This is a genomic window from Stenotrophomonas sp. STEN031 (assembly GCF_056759975.1).
The window spans coordinates 1-23,098 of sequence record NZ_JBRREA010000049.1 but is presented as its reverse complement, the minus strand read 5'-3'; the positions used below and the strand labels follow the sequence as shown (position 1 = coordinate 23,098).

Here is a 23,098-nt window from a genome sequence, read left to right as displayed (position 1 = left end):
GGTCAGGTGGGATTGGACTCCAATTCGCCGTGCTACTCAAAACCGGGGGGACGTCGGGATCTCAAGGATGAAAATTCATTGCGCGAGGCGTGCAGGGTGGCGCAAGAGCGGCATCGGAGTCAGCGCCACCTGGATGATTGGCTGAAGAGGCTTGCTGAGTGGCTTCAGTATGTGGCCAGTGTAAATGAAGCGACTTTTACGAGCCCGAAATTCCAGAAGGAGCTGTGGGAGAACGAGACTGTGTCTGCCACCGGCCAAGGACACATCGACGTATCCCGCGTGATCGCCGATCCGGCAATCGCGCGCCAGCTGTGGGAGCTAAAGCAATCGCCCATCCCTACTGATCCGCAGGAATGCATTCAATGGTTTGCTAAGGCATGGGACGACATCGAAACGCATGTTCGGGCGCTCACGGACCGTCGGCCACGATTAAACATGTATCGCCTGTTTGCCTCCCTCTGGCCCCACCATTTCACGACCGTCGCGCACTTCCACAAGCTGCGCAGATTGGGGGGTGCCATAGGCCTGACTCCCGGACTTGAGCATCGTACGGCGTTGCATCAGCGCGTGCTTGATCGCCTTGCCGAGGTTACTGATCAGGCTGGAAGCGTTGAAGAGCAGATGACATTGCCTTGGTTGCTATTCGTGCACTTCATTCAGGACAAAAGCAGCGATGCCACGGAGGTCGCCGGAGATAAGGCTGGTGAGATCCAACTGAACCCGTTGCCCGCCAATCGCCGCCGCCGCGGCATGACCGGCATCGGCGGTGGGTTGTCGACTGTTCTTGGCATGCTCGAGTTCGCGAAGGATGGTTGCAAGCGCGAAGACTTCATCGAACATCTTCGTTCGCAAAATCCCACGCATACCCGCGCGACACTTAATACGAACCTTAACTGCCTCATGGCGGAATGGGGTGTCATTCGGGCAGAGGGCGACGAGCTGCAATTGACAGACCGCGGTGTGGCCCTGCTTGAAACGGGTGATCCAGAGGAAGTGTCGGATTGGATGCTCACCCGCATCCTTGGCTTCGACAATCTGTTGGTCATGCTGCGTGCCGGGCCAAGATTACTCACTGAGATCGTTGATTCATTGCAACGTGTAAATCCTGGGTGGACGACAAACTTCGCCCCCACAGCGCTGATCAATTGGATGCGCTACCTTAGTTTGGTGGAATCCGTGCCTGGTAAGCAAGTCCAGCTGACCGAAAGCGGTGAGGAATGGGCCGCTCGCGTGACTTGGGAACCCGACGTTCTAGCGCCCGCGCCAATGCTGTCTCCAACCACGGAGATGTTGGCCACGGCCTCTGAGGCCGCGTTGGCCACTACGCTGCCTTCGGTGGCCTCGATTTTGGCTACCTTCCCCAAGGACATCGCGTTCCCACTGCAACTCGTGGCCCGATTGCATGCAGGCCTTTGGGCGAATGCGCGCCGGCATTTTGCGGTCTTGACTGGCTTGAGTGGCGCCGGCAAAACTCAGCTCGCTCGCTGCTACGCGAGAGGCCTGCGAGGCAATGGCAATGCCGATGGTGCATTCGAGATCGTGCCCGTGCAGCCGGGATGGCACGACCCCTCGAGCTTGCTGGGTTACATCAGCCCCCTCAAGAACGACATCTACGTACGCACGCCATTTTTGGAGTTCCTTCTCCAGGCACAGGGCAACCCGGACCAGGCTTACACGATCGTTTTGGATGAGATGAACCTGTCTCACCCGGAGCAATACCTAGCCCCGATGCTGTCAGCGATGGAAACCGGCGAGCCCTTGCGATTGCACGCACAAGGCGAAGCCGTGGATGGCGTGCCGGCGAGCATCGCATATCCCGAGAATCTGGTTCTGATCGGCACAGTCAATATGGACGAGACCACACATGGATTGAGCGACAAAGTTCTCGATCGCGCAGCGGTCATCGAGTTCTGGGACATTGACGTGGATGTTTTCCCTGGCTGGTCAACCACGCGGCTGCCCACCGAACATGCCAGCCAGGTGCGCGAGGTCCTACGAACACTGGTCAAGCAGCTGCGTCCGGTCCGCCTGCATTTTGGATGGCGCACGATTGGCGATGTCATCGGTTACGTTGAAGCTGCAACCGACGGCGGCGTGCTGACAACGGAGGCCGCCTTGGATCATGCGATCTACGCCAAGGTGCTGCCAAAACTGCGGGGCGAGGACACGCCACGGTTACGCACAACCTTTGATCAGGTCGAGAGCACCTTGCGCACGCGCAATCTTATCGAGTCCGCTGAAAAGGTCGCCGAGCTGGCACAAGATTTGCGTCATATGGGCAGTGCGCGCTTCTGGCGTTGAACCAATGGTGGCATTGCGTTGCATCGACCAAGCGAATGTCAGCCAAGAGCTTCTGCCCGATGTCACGGTGCCTGGGTTTCGGGAGCTTGGCACATACTTTTTTATCGCCCCGCTGGATGGCGTTGATCTGTATATCGACGAGGCGCCTGCAGAAGCCGTCCAGGTCGGTGGCCAGTCGGGCTGGCGATGGACACCAGGCTTTTATGCAGGCGTGGTGGTCGCCGAATTACTCAGTCATAGTGGACAGCGTCTGGCGGAGTACCGTCTTGATGTCGCTCCTGAAGGCAGCAAGCTTGGTGAAGGGGTCTTCCACACGTTGCTGGAGGAACTTCGTGCCTTTGATCCGGCGCTCCTACTCGGCACCGAGGCGGCACAAGCCAGTATCGGTGTGTCCGGTGAGGTGACTTCGCCGCTTCTGGCGTACGCGCGTCTGCGGCGGAACGGTGATGCCCTGCAGGCCGCCTTGCGAGCCGTGATGGGCCATCCCTTGACCCGGCTGCAGTGTGACCGCGCCCTAGTTCCGGCCCATCACGTACGACGACTCGATGTCGCATCGGCCGTCAGACTACTGCGACATCCGGCGACAGTCGCGTACTTGAACGATGATGCCGGTGAATTGAATGAGAAGACGCCACTAATCGAAGCTACGCAGTCCACCGACACCGTCGACAATCCCGCAAATCGGGCTTTGGTCGCGGTCATGCCGTCGGTGCGGCTACGTTGCCAACATGTGGCTGATGCACTCGCGGTACTAGCGCGAGTGGACGAAAAAGCTGGCACTAGGACACCGTTGCAGCCTCGCTTGGCCCGAAAGTTGGCGTACCTAGGCGGGCTGTCGAAAGCTCTTGCGCGCTTACTCAAAGGCGCCCCTTTCGCTTTGACTACCCGCGCCGAGGTGACTGCCGCCGGCTTGAACGCCATCTCTGCCCATCCCGCCTATGCACGTGCCTATCGGTTCGCTTGGTCGTCACTCCGTGGAGGCGTAGCTGGCGATTTGGCCGATGAGCAGACTTGGTTGAGTCCAACTTGGGAGATCTACGAGCGTTGGTGCTTTGCCCAGGTGGTGCAGTGCCTTCGAAAGCAACGACCGGATCTAAGCTGGACAACGCACTATCCGACGACGCGGAACGACTGCATCCGAGTGGTGGGGGCGGGCGATGGCGTACAGATGGAAGCGTGGTTGCAGCGTCGATATCGAGCGGGTGACAGTACGCTGACCGGGTTTCGCAGCATTTCCGCCGAACTTCACCCCGATATCGTGATCACAGTCGATGACCGTGGTGTACGCAGGATGTTTGTACTCGACGCCAAGTACCGCACCAGTCGGATCAATGTTCTGGACGCTATGCGCTCGGCACATCTCTATCAGGACGCATTGCGTTGGGACGAGGCGCGACCGGTGTGCTCGTTGTTGCTGGTTCCCCGTGGTGGCGGCGCGCCTTGGTTGGAGGCGCCTGAATTCCATGCCGCTCACCAGGTCGGGGTCCTCCCTTTAGCGCCGGACACGCGCTTGGGTCTCAGTGTGGCGCTAGAACGCTGGCTGCCTACCTCCGCTTTTGGAGCCTTCTAAAAGTGGGGGATTACCGAGCAAGTCAAACAGTCGCATGGAGCATGAAATGTTCGGTTGCTTGGGGTGTGTACCGATTCGAAGGGGGGCACGGGGAGTTATCCCATTCCTCGCCGCTTTGGTTTGAAGCTGCATACGGGAAAGTTGGAGCAGGAGTGAAACTCGCCATAAGGGCCCGTGCGCAGCACCAGCACCCCTTGCTTGCAAGCCGGGCACGCTTCTTCCTTGACGGCTTCGCCATCGGTGTCGGTAATCTCAAGGACACCGTCTTCCTCCAGCTCCCGAAGAAACATTGAGCGCTGACCGCGAGCGGTAAACATCGCCACGGTGCGCCTGGCCCGGGTCAGGGCCACGTAGAACAGCCGGCGCTCTTCACTCAGGGGGAACATGTCTCCCTCGGGCATCGCCAGGGCCAACACCGGATCATCGGTGCGGGTGTTGGGAAAACTTCGCCGACGCGACGCGCTGATCATCTCAGGAAGGATGACGTAGTCCGCTTCGCTGCCCTTGGAGCGGTGGATGGTCAAGAAGGAGACGTCCACCCAGCGGTTGAACCTGCTCTGCCTTATGGGCACATACTGCCGGTCGGCGTTGTAGCGGCCCAGGACGTAAACCGACGCCTTGCCGTTTCGCCCCGGAAGGATCGTGCCATCGCGCACGCCCTCGGCCAGGCTCACCACGAAGCGGTCGATTGCATCGGCCAACTGGTCCTTGCTGTCCACCTGGAACGTTCGGAGCACTGGGCCTTGGGCAGGGGTCGCGGAATGCACGCGCTTGGCGATCTGCCCCGGATTCTTGGAGACAAACGCACTGGAGACGTCGCACAGAGCCTGGGGGCAGCGGAACGTTTGCTCCAGCTTGAGTACCTGGCCGTGGCCAAACCACTGGCGAAAGCCGGTCATCACAGACACGTCCGCGCCGGCAAAACGGTTAATCGACTGCCAGTCGTCGCCGACGGCGAAGAAGAAGCGGCCCTTGTCATGGACCAGTGCACGGCACAACCTGGCCCGGGCGCGTGAGGCATCTTGGAATTCGTCGGCCATCACCAGATCGTAGGGCGATTCCACGCGCCCGCTTTCCAGGTGGCCGGCGGCGAGGTTGAGCATGTCCTCAAAGTCGATGCCACCGTCGATCGCCAAGGCGTGGTCCCACGCCGCCATCACCGGAACGACGATGTCCAGGAACATCTGGTGGCGCAGCTTGAAGGTGTCGGCAGGCATGGCGTCCAGTCGCTGCTGCAGGTCCGAAGCGCTCAAGCCATTACTCTTGGCGTGGCTCATGAACGTGCGCACCAGCCCAATGAGCTCGACCGATTCCATGGGCTTTTGGCCCTCCTTGGGAATTTCCCGGTCGGGGTTGGGGTCGAGCACCAAGCCACGGGCGGTCAGTTCGCGCTCCAGGCGGTCCAGATCGTCGCCGTGGCGCAACCCGTGGCTGGTGGTCTCAAACAGCGCGGTCCCTTTGTCCGCGTGGAGCTGCCGCTTCCAAATCACTCCTTCCAGGTAACCTTCGAAGTGCGTTGGCGGCACGCCGTCTGCGTTGAGCGCGAAGTGCTCGTGGAATAGGTCCAGATCGGGGTAGTAGAAATCGGGCTTGTATTGTCGGTGCGTTTCGTCGGCGGTGCGGTGGGGGTAGGGGCCCTCGTAGCGGTAGTTGACCCCGTTCAAGAAGAGCAGGTTGGCGATCATCGCCTCTTCCATGCTTTTCACCCGCTCACCGCGGTTGGTGACCAGCGCGCCCTTGCCCTGGGCGTCCCACACGTCCGCCGGCTCCGAGGCACCAAACGCTGGGAGGTCCTTTCCAAAGACGAAGCGGAATAGGTCCCACTGGCGGCGGAACGTCGGACAACGGTCTTTGAGCTGGTCCACGATGTCGGTGAGCTTTCGCACCCCACCGGCCGCGTCGGTGGCCCAATCGGGAATGTCGGGCTTTTCCCCGGTGGCCTTGCCGATGAGGCGCAAGCCCAGCGCGTGGAAGGTGGAGGCTTCCACGGTCACCTCCGTCATGCCCAGGCGCTCAAACGCCAAGGCTGCGCGGTCCTTGAGCTCTTCGGCGGCCTGCTTGTTGAACGCCAGCAGGACGATCCGTTCGGGGGCCACGAACCCTCGGTGGATGGCATACGCCGCCTTAGCGACCATCGTCGACGTCTTGCCCGAGCCGGCCGAGGCCACCACCTGCACGCGGTTGTCGAAGCACACCACGGCCCTTGCCTGTTCCGGGGTGAGCGGTTTGCTCTCCACCCGGTCCAGCAAGTCTTTGCAGGCCACCAACTCGTGTTTCACATGGGCGGCGTTGAGCGCGGCCCAGGCTGGGCGGTGGTCGGTTTCCCATGCAGCCAACGAGCGCTCGATCGCCTGGGCCGTCGGCCCCAGCCGGACCGCCACGCCCGGCTTCTTCAAGCGAGCCCGAAGGGCGGCATAATCAACCCTAGGGCGGGCCGCCAGGACGTCGGCCTGTTGTTCGTGGGTGAACCAGCGGCGCCGCTCCGAACAGGCTTGCTCTTGTTCTGTCTTGTAGTCCAGCCATGTATTGATTTTATGGTGCTCGCCCTTGAGGAGCTCCACGTCCTCGCGCAGGCGCTTCTCCGTCAATGCAATGATCAACGCCTGAACCAAAGTAGCGCCTTGGGCGTTTGGCAATCCATCGGTCTTCACTTCCCGGTTCTGCCCCGGGTGAAATGTGATGTCGGTCCAGAAGGTGCCGGCGTTGACGCGGTAAGTGGTTTCGTTCTCGACGTTGACCCGATGGGTGCGCCCGTTCAACGCCAAAGAGAGCTCCAAGCCCTCCAAGCGCAAGTGCCACTCCGATGACCCGGTTACGTGCCGGCCCACCCACGACGGGCCCCATTCCTTTGCCATTCCTTGTCCCACATGTTCCTTGGAAATGCCGGTGGGGATGCGTCACCGTACCGACGGTTCCATGATAATCGCTTGACCTATCTTCTATTTGAATTTATTTCAGACCCTTAGTACTACGCTGAAGCAGGATCCTCCTGCTTTGCGTGTGCGCCTCGCATAGGCGTATCGCTTCGAGTACAAGATATGAAAGATAAGTCCGAGTTCCTCTACTGCGTCTTCATCGTGGCTGCGGCCATCTTGTCGGCCGTAGCCCGTTGTTCGTTCACCCGCCCGGACCAGTTCGGCCGGGATTCCTACGACTAAACCAACAATCCAGATAGACCCACAAGGCCCGGCATTGTCCGGGCCTTGTGCGTTATGCCGTCTATGAAAGGAGACCGAGATGCATCACGTTGAAACCATGGCCTATGCAGGCCAAGTCCCATGGCATGGCATCGGAAGCCAGTTGGCTCCAGGGCAGTCCATTGAAGTATGGCGCGAACGCGCCGGGATGAACTGGTCCTTGGAGGAGGCTGAAGTGCGATTCGCCGCCGAGGCTGAAGATCAGTATCCGGTGCGGGCATTCCCCGGGCAGAAGGTGCTTTATCGCTCTGACACCAAGCGACCTTTGGCCGTGGTGTCCAAGCGCTATCAAGTGGTCCAGCCGCGGGAGATCCTTGAGTTCTACCGCGACCTGACGCGCTACAGCGGATTCGAGTTGGAAACTGCGGGCGTGCTTCGTGGAGGGCGGAAGTTCTGGGCATTGGCCCGTACTGGGCAGGGTGTGGCCCTAAAGGGTCAGGATCAGGTCAATGGGTACCTTCTTCTAGCTACGGCCTGTGACGGAACGCTGGCTACCACCGCTCAGTTCACCTCAGTCCGTGTGGTTTGCAATAACACCCTGCAGATCGCTGTTGGGGATCGAACCGGAGCCATCAAGGTCCCGCATCGCAGTGCCTTCGATGCTGACAGGGTCAAAAGCCAGTTGGGTATCGCTGTTGAGGGCTGGCATGCCTTCGTGGAGCGGATGCGGATCCTCTGTGAGACACCTGTGAACCCTGATTCGGTCGATGGGGTTCTGCGGAATTTGCTCACGTATCCGGCTGCTCAGAATGGAAAAGCCATCGTGAATGAGCAGGCTGTGGCCAAGGTGCGGGCGCTGTACGACGGGCAGGGGAGGGGGGCGAGCCTGAAGACGAGCAAGGGCACGGCGTTTGGCCTGCTTAACAGCATCACCGAGTTCGTGGATCACCATCGGCGGGCGCAGAGTACGGAGAACCGCTTGGATGCGGCGTGGTTTGGCCAGGGGGCCTTGCTAAAGCAGAAGGCCTGGAAGGAACTACTGGGGGAAGCCGCATGAACGTCTCGCTGCAGAAGCAATGCCTGGAAGAGTTACCTGGCGGTTTGAACGAACGTGACAGCTCCGTCCTCTCCCAGGCATTGGAAATCCTAGAGAGCAGAGCAATGGTCAGTGGTTTGCTATTGGGAGATCCCGATGTTGCCGGCAGGTTCTTCCGCCTGCGTCTAGGGAATGAGATCCGCGAGCACTTCGAGGTGGCGTTCCTCGATGCCCGCAACCGCCTGATCGCCGTAGAAAGGTTGTTCTCAGGCTCCATAGACGGGGCTGAGATCCATCCGCGGATTGTCGTCCAACGTGCCTTGGCACTGAATGCGGCAGCGGTCCTGCTAGCTCACAACCACCCCAGCGGGCATTGCGAGCCGTCAGCAGCGGATCGAGCTATCACCAAGCGGTTGAAGGAAGTATTGGCGATGGTGGAGGTGAGGGTCGTCGACCACCTTGTGGTGTCGGCAGGCCAAGGTACTTCGATGGCTCAGCTCGGGCAGATCTGAAGGCCCGGATACTTAGGAGAACAGCATGAAGGAAACGGAGACGTCCTGGTCATTGACCAGGGCGGCAATAGCTCGTGCCAAAGCGGCTGATCTAGACCGACAGGCCCGGGAGGTAGAGCGCTCAGCTGCCGATGGAAACTGGCGCATGAAGGTGCGGGCTAGAGAGGCCGCCACCCGGCTTAGATTGCGAGCCGGGAGATACCTGGTGGAAGCTCAAGGTCACGAAGAGAAGGATCTCCCACTCTTCCTCTAAACCGCAGGAGGGGACTTGCCTTCTGTGTAGTCCTTGATCAAGTTCAGAACGGCTTGTTGCCTTGATGCTGGAAGACGTGCGACCAGAAGGATGACTTCTGCCAAGACGTCGGATGTGGCGTGGAAGTAAGCAACAGGAACGCCGAGCGCCTTGGCCAAGGCTTCAGCGGTTTCGGGATCCGGATCTCGTAACCCCAACTCGTAGCGCGAGATGCGTGGTGCGGCGCTATTGGAATCTTCCAAGCCCAAGACGGCCCCCAAGTCAGCTTGACTCAACCCAGCTTCCAGTCGGGCCGCGCGCAGGCGACGACCAAAGACGGATTTTGGAATGGACGGAGCAGGCATGGAAACGGCACGAAGCAAGCGGTGTCCAAGTCTGCCTGTTTCATCATCGCATCACATTTGCCATTATGGCAAATCGTGAGGCGGTGATCTTGTCCAACCGATCCCATAGCAACCAATCAGACCTTTCAAGAGGCGCGTGCGCCTAAGGATTGACAGATATCCAAATGTCACAAGAGGACTACTACGAAGTCCTCGGGGTACGCCCCGAGGCACCCCTCTGGGAAATTGAGCTGGCCTACAAGGGCAGACGGAGCCAGTACCACCCTGATCGGTACGCTGCGGGAGACGCGTCGTCCGTGGCATGGGCGACTGCCAAGATGCAGGCGGTCAACAGGGCGTATGCCGTCCTCAAAGACCCGGACCAACGCGAGCGCTTCGACCGTACCCAAGCCTCGGTCGGGCCCGCTGATCCAGATCCCCGGACGGAGCGAGCAAAGGCCCCAGAGCCTCCACCGCACCGCTCACTCCGAGAAGCCCTGGAAGGGCTTGAGTTCAGCAATGAGCCCTTTGAGCGGGTGTTTGTCGCTCCAAATATCCCAAGGAAGAAGCTCCAGGGAGCCCTGGACAGCTACGGGGAGAGGCTGCGGGCCCAGGACGTTGTCGTGCTCATCGACGACACCGTCTTCGGTGGTGCCAGAGAGGGAGTACTGATCACCGAAACCCAGATTCGGTGCAAGGCCAAGTTCGAGCAGGCAGAGATCCGGTTATTGGGCTGCCTCAACGATATCACCGCTCATGGTGCGCATATCCGAATCCATGGCGAGCCCTTCATCACATTGAGTGTTCCCAACGCCGATGACCTGCGACGGCTGTTCAGAGCCGTCAGCCACTACTTGCAAGAAACCAACTGATCTCAACCAACAGGGGAATAACATGAAGTACCTGATAGGCCTATACGGCGTGACCGTACTGATCGCGGCCATCTGTTTCGATATCTGGGGGCGCTACGCGTACAAGGGCTTCTTCTACAACTTGGGGCAGGGCCTGATCTGGCCCGCAGTGGTCTTCCCCTCGGTGGGAAAGATGATCGGCGGCGTGGTCTGGATAGTGGTGATCTTCTGCCTGCTCGTGTTTGTGAGGAGGCGATAAGCATGGGGTCAAGAATCCGAAAAATGCTCACAATTGCGTTCATTCCGCTGGCTCTGTGCGCTTGTACCAGCGAGCTGGACAAGGTCCGGGGCCAGTTCATAGACAACTGCATGAGCAGCGGCGCGCCGAAGTCCAACTGCAAATGCGCCATCGACAAGCTGCAGGACCACTACGGGGAGCAGGGGCTGGTCGCCATCAACAGACAGGGCCACCCACCGTCCGACTTCGCCGAGCAGCTGTTCGTTGCTGCGGGCCAGTGTCGGAACCCGCGATAGCGCCTGACGTCCTGCCTTCGAAGTAGGCCGCCGACAGTAACACTCGTTACCTCCGACGACCGAATGCCGGCCGCCCGACCATATAGACAAGGAATTCCATGAAAAGTATCAACTACGTTGCAGCCATGCTGGCTGCGCTTCTTCTTGGTGGATGCAGTAAACCAGTTCTGGACTGGCGCAACGCAGAGCTGAGTAACGGCAAGATCTACGAGTCAGGCTCCAACGAGCCATTCGACGGACGTGTGACCGGTGTGCCGCACAAGCAGCTCGAACCGCTCTTGGGCTCTCTGAGAACCATCCTTCAGAACCTGAACACCAATCAGCCCACCAGCATGACCGCACTGCTGGGCAACTTGGATTATGTCTGCGATGTGGAGGTGGAAGAAGGATTGGTAGGTGGCCAGTACATCTGCCGCTATCCGCAGTCACAGGTCGTCGCCTACGAAGGTAAGCGGACTGACGGCGGTCTGGATGGGGAGACAGTGTTCCACACGAAGACGGGGAGTCCTGGCGTCATCCTGACAATGCAGAACGGCCGCGTGGAAGGGCCGATCAAGATCTACTTCGCAGAAAAGCCCGGACAGCTCTCCTACCAGGCGACGGCTGTGAACAATGGTCTGGAAGGAGAGGCGATCAGCTACTACCTCAACGGCCAGGTCAAGGTAAAGGCCAACTTCAAAGGTAGCGTGCCTGTAGGGCTGTGGGAGGCCTACTGGGAAGAGAACGGAGCAGTCTCGGAGCGGGGCATGTACGAGGGCGGAAAGCTGGTCTCACAGACCCACTATCTGCAAGACGGCACGGAATACCTGACGGAACCGGAAATGTGGGCGCTCCATCGCTCGATCTCGGAAAGCGATGATTTCGCTCTGACGCCCAAGCAGGATGTTCTGCTTACAGAGGCGGAGAAGCGATACAAAGCAATCCGCCCGCAGACGGCGGCCCAGCGAGAAGCAGCTGTCAGAGCCCGAGAAATTGCCCGCAGTATCGATCCGGATTGCATTGTTTGCGACGGATCGGGGAAGTGACCTGACGCGGTAGTGAGAGCAGATAGCGGGCGTGCACAAGCACGCCCGCTCCATGCGTGTGGTTAGTTTTTTCCAAAACGACTCCAGGAGAGGGTATGAAGAAGGTAGGTATGTTGGTGGGCGCAACGTGGGCCGTACTGGCGTTGGGAGGTTGCAAGAAGGAAGCGGCCCTCACCCAGGCCGGTGACATCAACCTGGCCGGATGCGAAGTGCCGGCAGGTTTGACGGCTACACAGGCGGAGGCCGTCAGCTGCGCACCTGCGCTGGCGGAGCCTCAGATCGCAGCAGAGCCCTCAGTAGCTGCGTCGGATGAGAGCATCATCAATGAAGCACTGGCTCGGCAGGCTTTCATCTTCGATCAGGCGGATGAGAACGTAGAAGCGAGGAAGTTCGCTGAAGGTGACCTCAATGGCGACGGTGTCAGCGATAAGGCCGTGTTGTTTGTACTGGAGGCGACCAATGGCGGTAACGCCTACGCCACGCACCTGGGTGTTTTTGTAAGGGAAGGTGGTGCATTGATGTATGCCGACTCGCTGCCGGTGTCTGGGTACGGCGAAGGTATTCAGGGGCTCATCGTCCAGGAAGGAGTGGTTGCGATGAAGGTCCTGGTACAGGGACCTGACGATGCCACCTGCTGTCCTTCAGTGGAGAAGAATGTGAGCTACGTTCTTCAAAGAGGGAAGTTGATTGAGGCTAAGCCTGTCAGTGCAGCCTACTGATTCAACTGATGCTCGGAGCGTGATGAGTAGTTTCTTACTCCTAGGTGCATAAGGTATGAGAGAAGCCGGCCACTAGTACTTACACAACCCTCAGCCAACGACATGCACTAGATGCAATAGAAGGGAGGGGGGAATGAGTAAGCGCATATAACGTTTCTCAGTGGTAGGTGATGATTCGCCACCAAGGGAGACTAACTCGGGGTCGAGGATATATGTCCTCGGCCCTTTCTTTTTGCCAACAATAGGAGGGGAGATGGCGACCTACTTTGCAAAGTTCAGTACTGGAAAGAAAGGAACGGCTACGGAGCATTCGCGGTACGATGCGCGACAAGGAAAGTGGCAGAGCCGGAACGATCTGGTATCTGTGGATTACGACAACATGCCAGATTGGGCCGAGAACGAACCAATCCGACTGTGGAAGGCGGCGGACAGTTACGAGCGCGAGAACGGCGCCGCGTACATCGAGGCGATCATTGCACTGCCCCAGGAGCTGACCAACGAGCAAAACAGACGGTTGGCAAGAGAGTTGGCGGAGATCATTGCGCCAGGGCTACCTCGACAACTTGCGATCCATGACCCGCTGTCAACGTTGGCAGGGGTGCGAAATCCCCATATGCACCTGATGTTCTCGGCTCGAAAGCCTGATGGTGTTCCGCGTCCACCGGAGCAGTTCTTCCGCCGGTACAACAGTAAGAACCCGGAACGGGGAGGGTGTCGTAAGGAGCGCGGCGGTCGAACACCACAGGAAATGGGAGATGATCTTCGTCTGCTCAGAGGACGGATCGCAGACGCCCAGAATCAGGCGCTAGCGGCAGCCGGGCAGGCTGCACGAGTTGATCATCGGAGCAACTACGACAGGGGCGTCGATAAGCCACCAGAGCGTCATTTGGGACCGGCCGCAATCCGTCGGATGACCGATGGTCAGAAGGGGAGGTACATCGGACAGCGAACAGGGATGCGCCCTGTCGCCGGCCGAATGCCACTTTTTGATGGTGGGGGCGATAAAAGCTGCTAATCCTGCTAAAGGTTTAGCAGGATTAGCGGGGTGTGGGAGGATCGCCCCAACTAGGGGCGATGGCAGGTGTGGTCGGTAGTCCGGAACTCGATGGTTGCTGCCGTGCCGCCACGGCCGTGCGTCCCGTGATGGATCGTCAGATAGCCTTTCGCGTCGAGGATCCCGAGAAGCTCATGCAGATGCTTTCCTCGGAACTTGAGCGGGCAATATTTCATGAGGTTGCTGATCACCTTCAAGTCCACATAGCGTTTGACCCTTTGGCCTCGGGGGCTACGCACGTTACTGTTCAGCCAGTCATACAATTTCAGAGCATCCAGTTCCTTCTGGTCCTTCGGAACAACGTGCTCCAGGTAGTCCTTGGACGCTTCGTGGCAAATTGCGATCGCACTCAGCGTTGCAGCCATTCCGATTTCGCCCTGGTAACCCTCGAAGGCATGCAGAACCCCCGCGACGCGGGCAACGTTATCTGCAAGTTTCGAGGCGTGATCACCTGCATTCTCGTAGCGCCCGCCAGCTTTAATGTTCGTCTCCACTTCATTGAAGTACAGGGTCCATGCCTGAGCAGCTTCATTTGAGAACTTCAACGTACTGCGCTTGAAGCCGTCGTTCAGAACGGCGGCCTCAACCTGAACAAGGAATTCCGCAGCCCTCGCGTTGAAAGCATCGATAGCTGGCGTGCGGTCCTCGGTGATGTCAATGATTCGCTCACCCTGGGTGCTTCGGTCGTGACTGAAGATGAAGCGGGCAAACAGTCCGGACTCCATCGCCTCTGCTCCCTTGCCGCGCATGATTCGGGCCAGCGCTTCGGTCTGTATCATCAACGAAGCACTCAGGCGTGCATCGTCGATGGTGTAGCTCGGTCCGGATACGCGATCTACTGCAACGTCCTCACAGCTCCAGAACTTGTTGAAGTCCGCATCATTGGCGATCAGCAGGTTGTTGAGCAGCTTCTTGCTGTCACTGCTCAGGATCATGGCGCTACGGAACTGATCCAAACCATTCTTCAGCGCTTGCATGCTGGTATCGTCAAAGATCAGTTTGATCTTTGGCGGCTTCACTGGTGCTGCAAGCGAGTGCGTAACTAGTCTCTCCTCGATCGTGGTCGTGTCATCGCCGAGTTCCTCGGCCTTCTCCAACAGTTTCAGAAGTGCGCGATTCTTTGCCATCCAAACACTCGACTTGGCTGAGTGAAGCGCATAAGCAGCGTCGTGCGCACCCTTCCTGGACTTTTCGAAGGTGCGGATGGAGCGAGTGAAGCAGTTGTCAACAGTCGTCTTACGCTCACCGGATTTACCTTCCTGAAGAACGTAAAGATTCGTTCCGACCACACCGCCGGCAGGCTTCTCAACATCAATCAGCATCTGAACTGCGCCAGCGCAAACTGCGAGCGCACTGTAGATGGCCATCTTGGGCGGGGTCATGAGGAGTCGAGTGGCCTCCTCTGTTGCCGACTGAAAGATCGGCAGTGGCAGTTCACGTAGGTTCGGCAGCTTGTGGAACGGGAAATCGATCGTGGTGCTCATTTTCTATTGATCCAGAAGGTGGCGCCCGGCTCTAAGCCGGGGCCGAGGAGGTTGAGTAGACGCAGTTAGCTGTTGGTGACAGAAGGGGCAGCGTCTGCGGTGGTAGCTTCTTCCTTGATCCACCGAGACGACGCGCCGCACAGCGAGCACGCGATCACTTCGCCGTTCTCATTGCGCCGCGCGCGCTCCGCTTCCAGCATCTTGCGGAACTGAGGGGCATGCACCTTATGTCCGTACGCCGCGTTGAACTTCTCCAGCATCAGCTTCTGGGGGATGCTGGCGATAAGGTGCTGCTCGATCACCGGGTAGGCCTCAGCGAAGTCGATGACCTTCTGGTTCTTGCTGTTCTTGATCTCCTCCTCGAGGAAGAGCTTCAGCTTTTCCAGGGAGGACTTGTTGCCCAACAGCGCATTGTTAATAGATGTACTCACGCGCGGACCTCGTTCGCAGCGTTGCGAGTGATGGAAGCGCGCATGGAAAGGTAGGCCTGGATCTCCGAGTGCCACCAAACCGACGGCGAGCGGACGCTGCTGCCCAGCTTGAACGGCTTCGGAGCGGTCGGGTCGTAGTTGGGGGAATTGCTATTCAGGCGTTCGTACCAAGTGCTCTTGCCAATGCCCAGCAAGTGCAGGACCTCGGGCAATCGAATAGCACGATTGTTCTCATTCAAGCCGAGCGGCGAAGTGTGCAGGAGCGCCTTGAGGCGCTCGAGGAGTTCCTGAGGGTTTTCGTCGGGCGGCAATGCGGTCGCGCGGCGCGCTTCACGGAAAGTCGCGGGCGAAACGTTGGACGGAGAAGTGGACTTGAGCTGCATTTCAGAATTTCCTCTGTGTTAGTCCGGGAAGCGATGTGCTTCCCGGTATGAGAAAGTCTGATGCGGGCCGAGTTGAAAACTTGCCGGGTCAACCCTTGACGGGGTTGACATTTGCGTGAAAGTGGTTATTGAAGTCGCCCTTGGGCTTCATGAGAGATAAGGTGCCGCGTGCTGGAATGGATTCGGCCCAAAGTGTTGGCCTCATTCTGGACGCGAGATTCTCAGCTGAGGTGCCTGCGACGGTTCCCCCTAGTGAAGGCGGGGGGGGGGGCGCCGCTCTGTTCCTAACGGAGTCGTGAAGTGCATTGGGCTTAGGTGGCCCTGATCACTTATCGGTATCGTGAGAAAAGTGAAGCACGCGTTCAAATTCGGTGGATCCAGTGAGCACGATTCTTGTATGGAACTCTTTGGTAGAGATCTCGATGTTTTCTTGAGTACTTCGTGGAGCTGAGGGCGGAGATGAGGCTGTCTTGGATGTCTTGCGTCGGAAGGCAGCGAAGGCCTCTGCCATCTGTGGATAAGGCCCATTCGGGCGTGCCCAGTCGTCGAGCGTATTCCTCAGGCGGTCCATTGCGTTGTTGTCTTTGTTGTGCTTGTTGCCCTCTGGGACATAGTGATCAAGCTTCTCAAACGCAGCAAGGAGTGCGAGGTCACCGTCTTTGTTCTTGTGGGTGCATATGAAGTCGATAACCGCATCCTTGGCTTTCTCGATGCTGGTGATCTTTGGGTTGCCCTGCAGTCTTTTTAGAACCTCGAGTACATAGACTCGACGGTCCTCCGAGTCTTCTGCTTTGTCCTTTGCGGAGTAGTACGCAAAGGTCTTCTTTGCACTCAGGCGCGAGTTCAGGCCGAGGTTGTAGTAGGCCATCGTGATGACATGCCACAGTCGGTCACTGGGATCTTCTTCTTCACAAAGCCTCCGTGCTTCTTGGATGTAGATGGCCGCGATAAGCATTCCCTTATATGGGTACGGGTCCAGGCTGTTCCAGGATTTAGGAGACAATGCTCCAATCACGACTTGGAAGCGCAACCATTCAAGCTTGGAGCCCATCCCCGGCAATTCATCCTGCTCCAACAGTGAGGCGGCGAACTCCCAAAGATCGCTCGTATCGTCCAGTGGATTCGCAAACATCTGCTCGTGCCATAGAAGAATGGCATGAGACACCATCCTCCCTGGTAGAACTTCTCGCTCGCCATCGTATTCGTAGAAGAAGTGGGTGCTTGGGAAGTCCGGGTCGTAAACACTACCCAGGTCTTCCGCAGACAGTTTCTTCTCCCGCTTCTTTGTCTTTGTTACGTTCATTCTGTTCTCGGTGTGAGTCATCAAAGAGCTAGATGAGTGCGCAGTTCATAGTTGGCACCTGTAACGGTAACCGGAAGCTGCGGCCATCAGCCAGCTGATCGTGCATGAAGTCCATCGACCAGAACTGGTTGATCGTCTCCGGCACCTTCAAAGGCTCCGGTCGCTCGCGCACCAGCCGCTTCTTCGGGTTGATCCGTAGGTTCAACTCCAGCTCCCGATAGATGCGATACACCCGCTTGTGGTTCCAGCCAAAGCCCTTCACGTTGCGCAGGTGCAGGAAGCACAGGCCAAATCCCCAATCGCGATAGGCCGTGGTCAGCCGGACAAGCCAATCAGCTATCCGCTCGTTTTCTTCGCTCGCTTTGGCTTGATAGCGGTAGCAGGTCTGGCTGACTTCGAACGCCTGGCAGGCGTGCGGCATGCTCAGCGCCCTGTTCGCCACTGCCCACTTGGCCATCTCCCGGCGTTGAGATGGCCTCACCATTTTTTTGCCATCGCCTCGCGGAGTACTTCGGCGGTCATCTGCGATTCGGCATACATCTTCTTCAGGCGCCGGTTCCCCTCCTGCAGCTCTTTGAGCTGGGACATCAGTGATGCGTCCATGCTGCCAAACTTGCTGCGCCACTTGTAAAAAGTCGCCGAACTGATTCCGTGCTCGCGACACAGTTCCGGCACGGGCGTGCCCGTCTCGGCCTGCTTGAGTACCGCGATGATCTTGCTGTCGGTGAAACGGGATGTCCTCATGGAACCTCCTCGGAAAAGGGTACGAGAAAATTCCACTTTTGGCGTCAGCTAATCTGCGGGGGGATTGCCATGATGCGCCCTCACCCGATAATAATCGAAAGGCAGACTTGAGCCGATATCCCATCCAGTTTGAAGGGTGACTCCTTAGGGGAAAAATAATATTTACACAAGAACTCCCGCCCGCGCTCCCCTATGGGCGAAAGTTGTCGAACAGGTTTTCGACGGACGATGGCGTGCACTGAACTGTTGCGGCGTGACGGCCATTGATCTCGACTTCGACGCCCGCCTCCCGGGCCCCACTCTCGCCGATCTGGTCGAAGATGCTGTAGACCGTATTTCCTGTAGGAATTCTAACCGTGTTCATCGAGGAAGTTCGTGCCACTGACACCATGCTGTGGGGGACAGAGAGGTTCATCTCGGACTTCTCCGTACGTCGCGCGAAGATGTAACGCAGTGCCGAGCCGGAATCGCACAGCGTTACCTCCTTCTGGTTTGTGGTGGTGCAGCTGAAGATCCGTCGCTCAGCATTTGTGCATGTCGTCGCGTCAGTTGATAGCGACGAGTGCACAGGCTCCGCAGGTGACTGAATGGAACCTGCATTGGAAGGTGCCATGCACTGGCCAGACTCACATATCCGGTCACCCTTGCAGTCAGCGTCCTTTCCGCATTGTGAGAAAGCGGGTTCTTGCAGGGGAAGCTGAGAATCCTGCTGAGGCGTTGCAGGGGGCTTAGCAAGTGCCGGATCGGGAAGGTCTGCCGGCTGGTCAAGCCCAAATGCGCGCCTCATTATGAAGGTGGCTTCTTTACCGACCCCGCAGCTCTCAAGCGCGTCGACCATTGCCCCATTCCATTCCCGGTCCGGGAGCTTCTCGACTCGAACATAGTCGTCGATCTGGCTGCTGCTGAACTTGCCTTTCAGCTCCTTGTACGTGCACGAGCACAGTTCCTTCGGGATGCCCTGAGCGGTACAACTGGCTACATATCTGCTTCGCGACTTTCCGTCGCATGCCACAAGCAGCATCGAGACGATCATCGCCATGAGGATGATTGTTGCGTTCTTCGTCATGTGGTTCACTTCTTCGATGCCAGGACCAGGCCGAGTACGCCAAGCAGTACAATGCCGCCGAGTATCTTCCCCAGCGACGGGAAGATAATTGCAGGCCAGATGATTGACTTGCCCAGGTTGTATGCAAAGCCCCTGTAAGCGTCGTCGCCCCACCAGTTCCCGTAGAAAGCGAAGATGATTGCAATGATGAAATAAAGTGCGGCCAGTTTCTTCACGGTCATTCCTTGGATTCGAAGCGGTCATTTATTGGCACTAGGCGATCCACTCAAGAAGCGCGCTCTCGATATCGTCATCGATGTCATCCAGAAATCCGGGAATGGCATTCGTGGGCAGATATCTATCTGTTGCCTCGTGCATGAAACTCAAGAACTCGTTGCCGAAAGCGGTCACTGGGTAGAGCTCCATTAGTGCGGGCGAGCGGATGGAATGCTCGAACTCATCAATCAGGCCGGAGGCATCCTTTTCTGATATCAGGAGCTTGTATCGGCCCCATCTGCGCATGAACTCGTTGAAGAATCCCGACTTCCTCAGCTCTTGCTGGATGGTTTCCATCTTGTGGAGACCTCGGATCTCACTGAAACCACTGACCTCGATGATGCATTCGATCAGCAGGGTGGTCGCGGTAGCTGCTGCAATCTCATCCGCATAGTCACGCCCGTCCGGGATATTTGCTCTGATCAAGTGCTCAGCGGCAGCGGTTGAGTAGATAAGGAGCTCAAAGCGAATGGCGTCGCTCATCCAGAGTGAGCGCAGTTCGCGAGGAACACCGCTCTCCGATTCGATCCAGTCTGCAAGCGACAGGGAGATCGGCAGAAGCCGGCTGGCGAGCTGCAGGACCGCTTGCTCCGCTCCTTGAGTAGTCCTGATCCTCCTGTCTATGTTTTGCTCAAAGCTCTTGTAGTAGCCCTTTTCCAGCAGCGTGAGGGCTTGGTGCCCTGTTCCGGCAGAAGCCGGGCGCTTGTGCTTGGTCTCGCGCGGCGCATCGGCGTGGCGCTGCTGACAAAAGGCATTGAAGAAGTCAAAGAACTGATGGACTTCATCTGAGTCCGGCACGTTCAGTTTGCCAAATTCCTGCCCGTTGACCGTGATCTTGCTCTTATAAGCCTCGATGCTGCCGATTTTTTCCACCTGGACCGAGCAGGGGGATTCGAAGATCGCCTTGAACCTGAGCTCTTGCTCCGTGATAAGCACGCCCTCTTTAGCACTGCCGAAGACGGTGTCGTCGATCAGCGCGATGACATTACGGGGGCTCAGCCCACGGCCATAGCTTTCCAGGGCGCCACCCAACTTTTTCTGCGGGATGTTGGGAGCGACATGTATCTTCTGGAAGAACTCATTGTCCGGTACATACCGTTGAAGAAAATCCAGCAACGGGCTGCGCTCTTCCGGCTCAGGAATGGGCGGTGGTGAAGCTGCCGGCCTGGCAGATTGCTTCCCACGCTGTTGATCAAACCGGGCTCGCTCACTCCTATCCTTCAGGATGGCGTATGCCGCGTTCAGTTCCTTCATTTTTTCCGTGGCCCAGGCGAGGGTTTCGGAATCGGAACTGGCGTAACGATCCGGGTGATACTGGCTCCGCCGCCCCTTGTACGCGAGGTCGATTTCATCGATTGACGCACTGGGACGGATTCCCAGTACTTCGTAATAATCCTTTTCCAACATGCATCCCCCTGATGCTTCCTTTCTAGCTTTTGACTCTTCGTCAAAAGTGTTTGAGAGAATAGCATCGATGATGAATGGCGGGAATTCGGTTTTTTTGAGGAGGTTCCCCGGCTCCGCTAACACGGACACTTCAGTTAAGCCCCATGGTGGGGCCTACGCCAGCCTCACCAGCGCAACGTCCACCTGTGAACTTTCAGGGCTTAATCGGAGTGCGCCAACGTTCAAGCTTTCCTTGCCCCGTGTGGGGCTAACAAGGAGACGAATATGGCAAAGGGTAATGGTGGATCGGCTGGGAAGGCCGGTGGTGGCTCGAAGGGCGGCTCGACTGCCGGCGGCGCTCGAGGCCCCGCTGGGTGGCCGTCGACCAAGCCTGGGATGCCGTCTGGCGGCAACCGCAGCAACGCCCCTGCGAAGCGCTGACTACGGATCAATCAGCCAAGCTGGGGGCGGTGGGCCTGTCGACGGGGCCGGGGGTGGGTAGCGGTGTCTATGCCGCTCCCACCATCCCAGATAGGCCTCCCGCCAACCCGTGCGGTCCATGTGGCCCGCGGTGGTTGGGTGGTCTGGCAGGAGTAGGCTCAACAAGAGTGCGGCCACCAGGTAGGTTTCAAGCAGGTCCGCTTGGTCATCGAGATCAGACGCCTTCGCCTTGGGGGTCCAGAGTTGGGTGTGGACCAGTGTTCTGAATGACTTTCGAGTTAGCTGGGCCTTGCCACTTCTCAAGCCGCGAACGAACCGATCGCCCTCGCCAAGCCGTGTCCCTGATAGATCTGCCTGGGTGCCCATGTCCGCGATAGGGAGCGGGCGCTCAGGCCAGCGGCCCTCGCGCAAGTAGTAGCCGACGGCGCCAATGAAATCTACGAGGCGCGCGGTAGGGTCAGCCGGGGTATGGCGACGCCGATGAGTTGGTCTAGGCGGTGCCAACAGCACTGCAAATCTGGGGAGGCCCGCCAAGGCGTCTGGCACCCCGGTCCGTCCAATCCAATGCCCGATTTCGTGGTCCACTGCAGCCAGGAATGACAGCGCCATGTTGGCGCGCCGGTTCAGGGCCAGATTGAAGGCGGCCCGCTCAGGTGCGGTCAGCTCCAGCGTGGGACCTCGGATACCCGCCACCGCCAACGTTGCGCAGTAGGCAGGCCCAAGCTCTGACTGCGGGCCTATCTCGTCGAAAAAGCCGGACACGTCTGCGTCCGACAACTGGCATAGCCGTTTGTCTGACGCATCGAACATGGCGACCAGTTCTCGGGTTGGTGGTGACGTATGCTCGTTGAGCAAACCTAGCCCGTAGAGCATGATGGCCGAGTGTCCCTGGGGGATTTCCTCTTTGAATCCTCGAAATTCGGCATCTGGGACGCCGCGTTTCTGGAGCATGCGCAGCAGTAGCGAGTCCGAATGTGCTTCGACTTGCTCGCGCTTGGCCATGAAGGCTGCGTAGCCACGTCCTCGACGATAGTTCATGTGGTTCAGGCCCGTGGCGTACTCGAAGAACGCAGCGGGGGCCATGCCCACAAGCTTGTGAGCAACCTCGATATGGAGAGCGAAGAGCATTGCCTATCTCATGCTACCAGTGGAAGGGCGAAATCAGCCCATGCTTGCATCATGGGGCGTCGCTGCTCCAGCGGATGAGTGCGGTGATAGGCGGATTCGACTCTCTTGGGGGGACTTCGCGTCATATTCTCCTCAACGTACCCACTCCGGACAAATGAACGCAAACAAATACGAAGACGTCCTCGAAAAACCCTTATCCACTCGGATCAAGGCTCGCAGTACGAAGTTATGCATGACGGCGTTTCTGCAAAGACAGCCACCTTGAGCCAAGCATGAGCAGACATGCCAACTGCTGGGACAAAGCCGCCGCTGAGTCATTCTTCAGCAGTTTGAAGAAGGAACGGATCAAGAAGCGTATCTATGCGAATCGTGACCTGGCGACCTCGGACATATCCGACTACATCGATGGGTTTTACAATCCAACACGCCGCCACCGCCATCTAGGCGGGGTCAGTCCTGAAGAGTTCGAGGCAGCGCATCGCCACCCTCGGTCAGGTGTCCACTGGATCCTGGGAACTCCAATTCCCTCTGTTTGTGTTGCCATTACTTGACCACTTCCATCAGTTTTCCAAGGCTGTCCACGACGCCGTACTTGATGTTATCCGGTGAAAATCGCTTGTTCATTTTATCGAAGAACTTGTGGGCGCACGTGATCTTGGTCTTCTCGATCTCCCGCAGCTCCATTGAGGACATGGCTCCCTTGGTCTCGGCGACGAAGTAGATGTGCTTGACATGGCCCTCCTTGAAGCTGATCGCCCAGTCGGGGTCGTAGTTTCCGACCGGGGTAGGAATAAAGAATCCCTTCGGCAGCTTGGCATAGACCACTACGTCGGTGCTGCTATCCAGCTCCGTGACGAACTGACGCTCGAAATTGGAGTCCGTCAGGACGTAGTCGTAGATGTGATGCTGGAGATCCGTGCCCGAAAAAAGCTGGCCTCCCTACTGGGAAAGGACGAGAGCCGACGGCACCATGCTGGAAGTGTGGAGCGCACGAAGATCTGGTTAACGAACGCATCCTCTGTTGCGTAGAACCTTTCTAGCAGCCCCATTGGAGTGAGGAAGGGGGGGGGGGGGGGGGGGCATAGGGGGGGGGGGGGGGGCGGGGGGTGTGGGCGGGGGTGGGGGGCGGGGGGCACCCAGGGCCATAGCGAAACGGCCGTGC

The 23,098-nt window shown here is 58.3% G+C and carries 21 protein-coding genes and 2 pseudogenes; 11 read left to right on the top strand and 12 right to left on the bottom strand.

The window, feature by feature from the left end:
* Positions 1-78: 78 nt before the first annotated feature.
* The gene (locus ACVOLQ_RS17595) at positions 79-2,301 is read left to right on the top strand and encodes an McrB family protein (protein ID WP_199126601.1); all 2,223 of its coding nucleotides are present in this window, start codon (positions 79-81) and stop codon (positions 2,299-2,301) included.
* A 4-nt stretch (positions 2,302-2,305) separates the two neighbouring features.
* Complete coding sequence (locus ACVOLQ_RS17590; protein WP_099497910.1) at positions 2,306-3,871, top strand: DUF2357 domain-containing protein; 1,566 nt, start codon at positions 2,306-2,308, stop codon at positions 3,869-3,871.
* 95 nt (positions 3,872-3,966) lie between these two features.
* Here the strand turns inward: ACVOLQ_RS17590 and ACVOLQ_RS17585 are convergent, their stop codons facing one another.
* Positions 3,967-6,726: a UvrD-helicase domain-containing protein gene (locus ACVOLQ_RS17585; RefSeq protein ID WP_481528797.1), complete on the bottom strand. Its 2,760-nt coding sequence runs from the start codon at positions 6,724-6,726 to the stop codon at positions 3,967-3,969.
* A gap of 382 nt (positions 6,727-7,108) precedes the next feature.
* On the opposite strand from ACVOLQ_RS17585, the gene ACVOLQ_RS17580 reads away from it, so the two are divergent.
* On the top strand, positions 7,109-8,065 hold the full coding sequence (locus tag ACVOLQ_RS17580; RefSeq protein WP_481528796.1) for a DUF932 domain-containing protein: 957 nt from the start codon (positions 7,109-7,111) through the stop codon (positions 8,063-8,065).
* Positions 8,062-8,556 (top strand): JAB domain-containing protein, encoded by a 495-nt coding sequence (locus tag ACVOLQ_RS17575; RefSeq protein WP_481528795.1) that lies wholly within the window; start codon positions 8,062-8,064, stop codon positions 8,554-8,556. The genes ACVOLQ_RS17580 and ACVOLQ_RS17575 overlap by 4 nt, the downstream gene beginning before the upstream one ends.
* Before the next feature lie 249 nt (positions 8,557-8,805).
* Here ACVOLQ_RS17575 and ACVOLQ_RS17570 read toward each other — a convergent pair whose 3' ends face one another.
* Positions 8,806-9,153, bottom strand: coding sequence for a helix-turn-helix domain-containing protein (locus tag ACVOLQ_RS17570; RefSeq protein ID WP_481528794.1), 348 nt, complete (start codon positions 9,151-9,153; stop codon positions 8,806-8,808).
* A 164-nt stretch (positions 9,154-9,317) separates the two neighbouring features.
* On the opposite strand from ACVOLQ_RS17570, the gene ACVOLQ_RS17565 reads away from it, so the two are divergent.
* The 6 genes from ACVOLQ_RS17565 to ACVOLQ_RS17540 all read left to right on the top strand — a co-directional run bounded on the left by ACVOLQ_RS17565 (position 9,318) and on the right by ACVOLQ_RS17540 (position 13,276).
* A complete protein-coding gene (locus tag ACVOLQ_RS17565; protein ID WP_481528793.1) occupies positions 9,318-10,004 on the top strand; it encodes a J domain-containing protein in 687 nt (228 codons plus the stop codon).
* 22 nt (positions 10,005-10,026) lie between these two features.
* Entirely contained in the window at positions 10,027-10,242 is a 216-nt protein-coding gene (locus tag ACVOLQ_RS17560; RefSeq protein ID WP_099475926.1) for a hypothetical protein, read from the top strand.
* A gap of 23 nt (positions 10,243-10,265) precedes the next feature.
* On the top strand, positions 10,266-10,517 hold the full coding sequence (locus ACVOLQ_RS17555) for a hypothetical protein (RefSeq protein WP_241898714.1): 252 nt from the start codon (positions 10,266-10,268) through the stop codon (positions 10,515-10,517).
* A 98-nt stretch (positions 10,518-10,615) separates the two neighbouring features.
* Positions 10,616-11,542: a toxin-antitoxin system YwqK family antitoxin gene (locus tag ACVOLQ_RS17550; protein ID WP_481528792.1), complete on the top strand. Its 927-nt coding sequence runs from the start codon at positions 10,616-10,618 to the stop codon at positions 11,540-11,542.
* A gap of 95 nt (positions 11,543-11,637) precedes the next feature.
* Complete coding sequence (locus ACVOLQ_RS17545; RefSeq protein ID WP_481528791.1) at positions 11,638-12,261, top strand: hypothetical protein; 624 nt, start codon at positions 11,638-11,640, stop codon at positions 12,259-12,261.
* A gap of 253 nt (positions 12,262-12,514) precedes the next feature.
* Positions 12,515-13,276 carry a MobA/MobL family protein gene (locus ACVOLQ_RS17540; RefSeq protein ID WP_481528790.1) on the top strand — a complete coding sequence of 254 codons (762 nt, stop codon included), beginning with the start codon at positions 12,515-12,517 and terminating at the stop codon, positions 13,274-13,276.
* A gap of 50 nt (positions 13,277-13,326) precedes the next feature.
* Here ACVOLQ_RS17540 and ACVOLQ_RS17535 read toward each other — a convergent pair whose 3' ends face one another.
* From ACVOLQ_RS17535 to ACVOLQ_RS17495, 9 genes and pseudogenes are all read right to left on the bottom strand, one after another.
* Positions 13,327-14,799 carry a YfjI family protein gene (locus tag ACVOLQ_RS17535; protein ID WP_481528789.1) on the bottom strand — a complete coding sequence of 491 codons (1,473 nt, stop codon included), beginning with the start codon at positions 14,797-14,799 and terminating at the stop codon, positions 13,327-13,329.
* Positions 14,800-14,864: 65 nt separating this feature from the next.
* Positions 14,865-15,203, bottom strand: coding sequence for a hypothetical protein (locus tag ACVOLQ_RS17530; protein ID WP_481528788.1), 339 nt, complete (start codon positions 15,201-15,203; stop codon positions 14,865-14,867).
* A 23-nt stretch (positions 15,204-15,226) separates the two neighbouring features.
* The gene (locus ACVOLQ_RS17525) at positions 15,227-15,613 is read right to left on the bottom strand and encodes a helix-turn-helix transcriptional regulator (protein ID WP_481528787.1); all 387 of its coding nucleotides are present in this window, start codon (positions 15,611-15,613) and stop codon (positions 15,227-15,229) included.
* A gap of 325 nt (positions 15,614-15,938) precedes the next feature.
* A complete protein-coding gene (locus ACVOLQ_RS17520; RefSeq protein WP_481528786.1) occupies positions 15,939-16,916 on the bottom strand; it encodes a hypothetical protein in 978 nt (325 codons plus the stop codon).
* 67 nt (positions 16,917-16,983) lie between these two features.
* Positions 16,984-17,660 (bottom strand): annotated as a pseudogene (locus ACVOLQ_RS17515) (transposase); the annotation flags it as partial.
* 190 nt (positions 17,661-17,850) lie between these two features.
* The gene (locus ACVOLQ_RS17510; RefSeq protein WP_481528785.1) at positions 17,851-18,726 is read right to left on the bottom strand and encodes a hypothetical protein; all 876 of its coding nucleotides are present in this window, start codon (positions 18,724-18,726) and stop codon (positions 17,851-17,853) included.
* Between the two features lie 5 nt (positions 18,727-18,731).
* The gene (locus ACVOLQ_RS17505; RefSeq protein WP_199120821.1) at positions 18,732-18,941 is read right to left on the bottom strand and encodes a hypothetical protein; all 210 of its coding nucleotides are present in this window, start codon (positions 18,939-18,941) and stop codon (positions 18,732-18,734) included.
* A gap of 37 nt (positions 18,942-18,978) precedes the next feature.
* Positions 18,979-20,517: a J domain-containing protein gene (locus ACVOLQ_RS17500; RefSeq protein WP_481528784.1), complete on the bottom strand. Its 1,539-nt coding sequence runs from the start codon at positions 20,515-20,517 to the stop codon at positions 18,979-18,981.
* A 291-nt stretch (positions 20,518-20,808) separates the two neighbouring features.
* Positions 20,809-21,936 carry a hypothetical protein gene (locus tag ACVOLQ_RS17495; RefSeq protein WP_481528783.1) on the bottom strand — a complete coding sequence of 376 codons (1,128 nt, stop codon included), beginning with the start codon at positions 21,934-21,936 and terminating at the stop codon, positions 20,809-20,811.
* A gap of 171 nt (positions 21,937-22,107) precedes the next feature.
* On the opposite strand from ACVOLQ_RS17495, the pseudogene ACVOLQ_RS17490 reads away from it, so the two are divergent.
* A pseudogene (locus ACVOLQ_RS17490) lies at positions 22,108-22,412 on the top strand (IS3 family transposase); the annotation flags it as partial.
* 67 nt (positions 22,413-22,479) lie between these two features.
* Here ACVOLQ_RS17490 and ACVOLQ_RS17485 read toward each other — a convergent pair.
* On the bottom strand, positions 22,480-22,836 hold the full coding sequence (locus tag ACVOLQ_RS17485; RefSeq protein ID WP_481528799.1) for a restriction endonuclease: 357 nt from the start codon (positions 22,834-22,836) through the stop codon (positions 22,480-22,482).
* Between the last annotated feature and the right edge of the window lie 262 nt (positions 22,837-23,098).

Coding starts and splice junctions, on each gene's coding strand:
- ACVOLQ_RS17590 (WP_099497910.1), top strand. CDS start 2,306: ATGGTGGCATTGCGTTGCATCGACCAAGCGAATGTCAGCCAAGAGCTT.
- ACVOLQ_RS17535 (WP_481528789.1), bottom strand. CDS start 14,799: ATGAGCACCACGATCGATTTCCCGTTCCACAAGCTGCCGAACCTACGT.
- ACVOLQ_RS17550 (WP_481528792.1), top strand. CDS start 10,616: ATGAAAAGTATCAACTACGTTGCAGCCATGCTGGCTGCGCTTCTTCTT.
- ACVOLQ_RS17560 (WP_099475926.1), top strand. CDS start 10,027: ATGAAGTACCTGATAGGCCTATACGGCGTGACCGTACTGATCGCGGCC.
- ACVOLQ_RS17545 (WP_481528791.1), top strand. CDS start 11,638: ATGAAGAAGGTAGGTATGTTGGTGGGCGCAACGTGGGCCGTACTGGCG.
- ACVOLQ_RS17540 (WP_481528790.1), top strand. CDS start 12,515: ATGGCGACCTACTTTGCAAAGTTCAGTACTGGAAAGAAAGGAACGGCT.
- ACVOLQ_RS17510 (WP_481528785.1), bottom strand. CDS start 18,726: ATGACGAAGAACGCAACAATCATCCTCATGGCGATGATCGTCTCGATG.
- ACVOLQ_RS17555 (WP_241898714.1), top strand. CDS start 10,266: ATGCTCACAATTGCGTTCATTCCGCTGGCTCTGTGCGCTTGTACCAGC.
- ACVOLQ_RS17520 (WP_481528786.1), bottom strand. CDS start 16,916: ATGAACGTAACAAAGACAAAGAAGCGGGAGAAGAAACTGTCTGCGGAA.
- ACVOLQ_RS17585 (WP_481528797.1), bottom strand. CDS start 6,726: ATGGCAAAGGAATGGGGCCCGTCGTGGGTGGGCCGGCACGTAACCGGG.
- ACVOLQ_RS17525 (WP_481528787.1), bottom strand. CDS start 15,613: ATGCAGCTCAAGTCCACTTCTCCGTCCAACGTTTCGCCCGCGACTTTC.
- ACVOLQ_RS17570 (WP_481528794.1), bottom strand. CDS start 9,153: ATGCCTGCTCCGTCCATTCCAAAATCCGTCTTTGGTCGTCGCCTGCGC.
- ACVOLQ_RS17580 (WP_481528796.1), top strand. CDS start 7,109: ATGCATCACGTTGAAACCATGGCCTATGCAGGCCAAGTCCCATGGCAT.
- ACVOLQ_RS17575 (WP_481528795.1), top strand. CDS start 8,062: ATGAACGTCTCGCTGCAGAAGCAATGCCTGGAAGAGTTACCTGGCGGT.
- ACVOLQ_RS17565 (WP_481528793.1), top strand. CDS start 9,318: ATGTCACAAGAGGACTACTACGAAGTCCTCGGGGTACGCCCCGAGGCA.
- ACVOLQ_RS17495 (WP_481528783.1), bottom strand. CDS start 21,936: ATGCTCTTCGCTCTCCATATCGAGGTTGCTCACAAGCTTGTGGGCATG.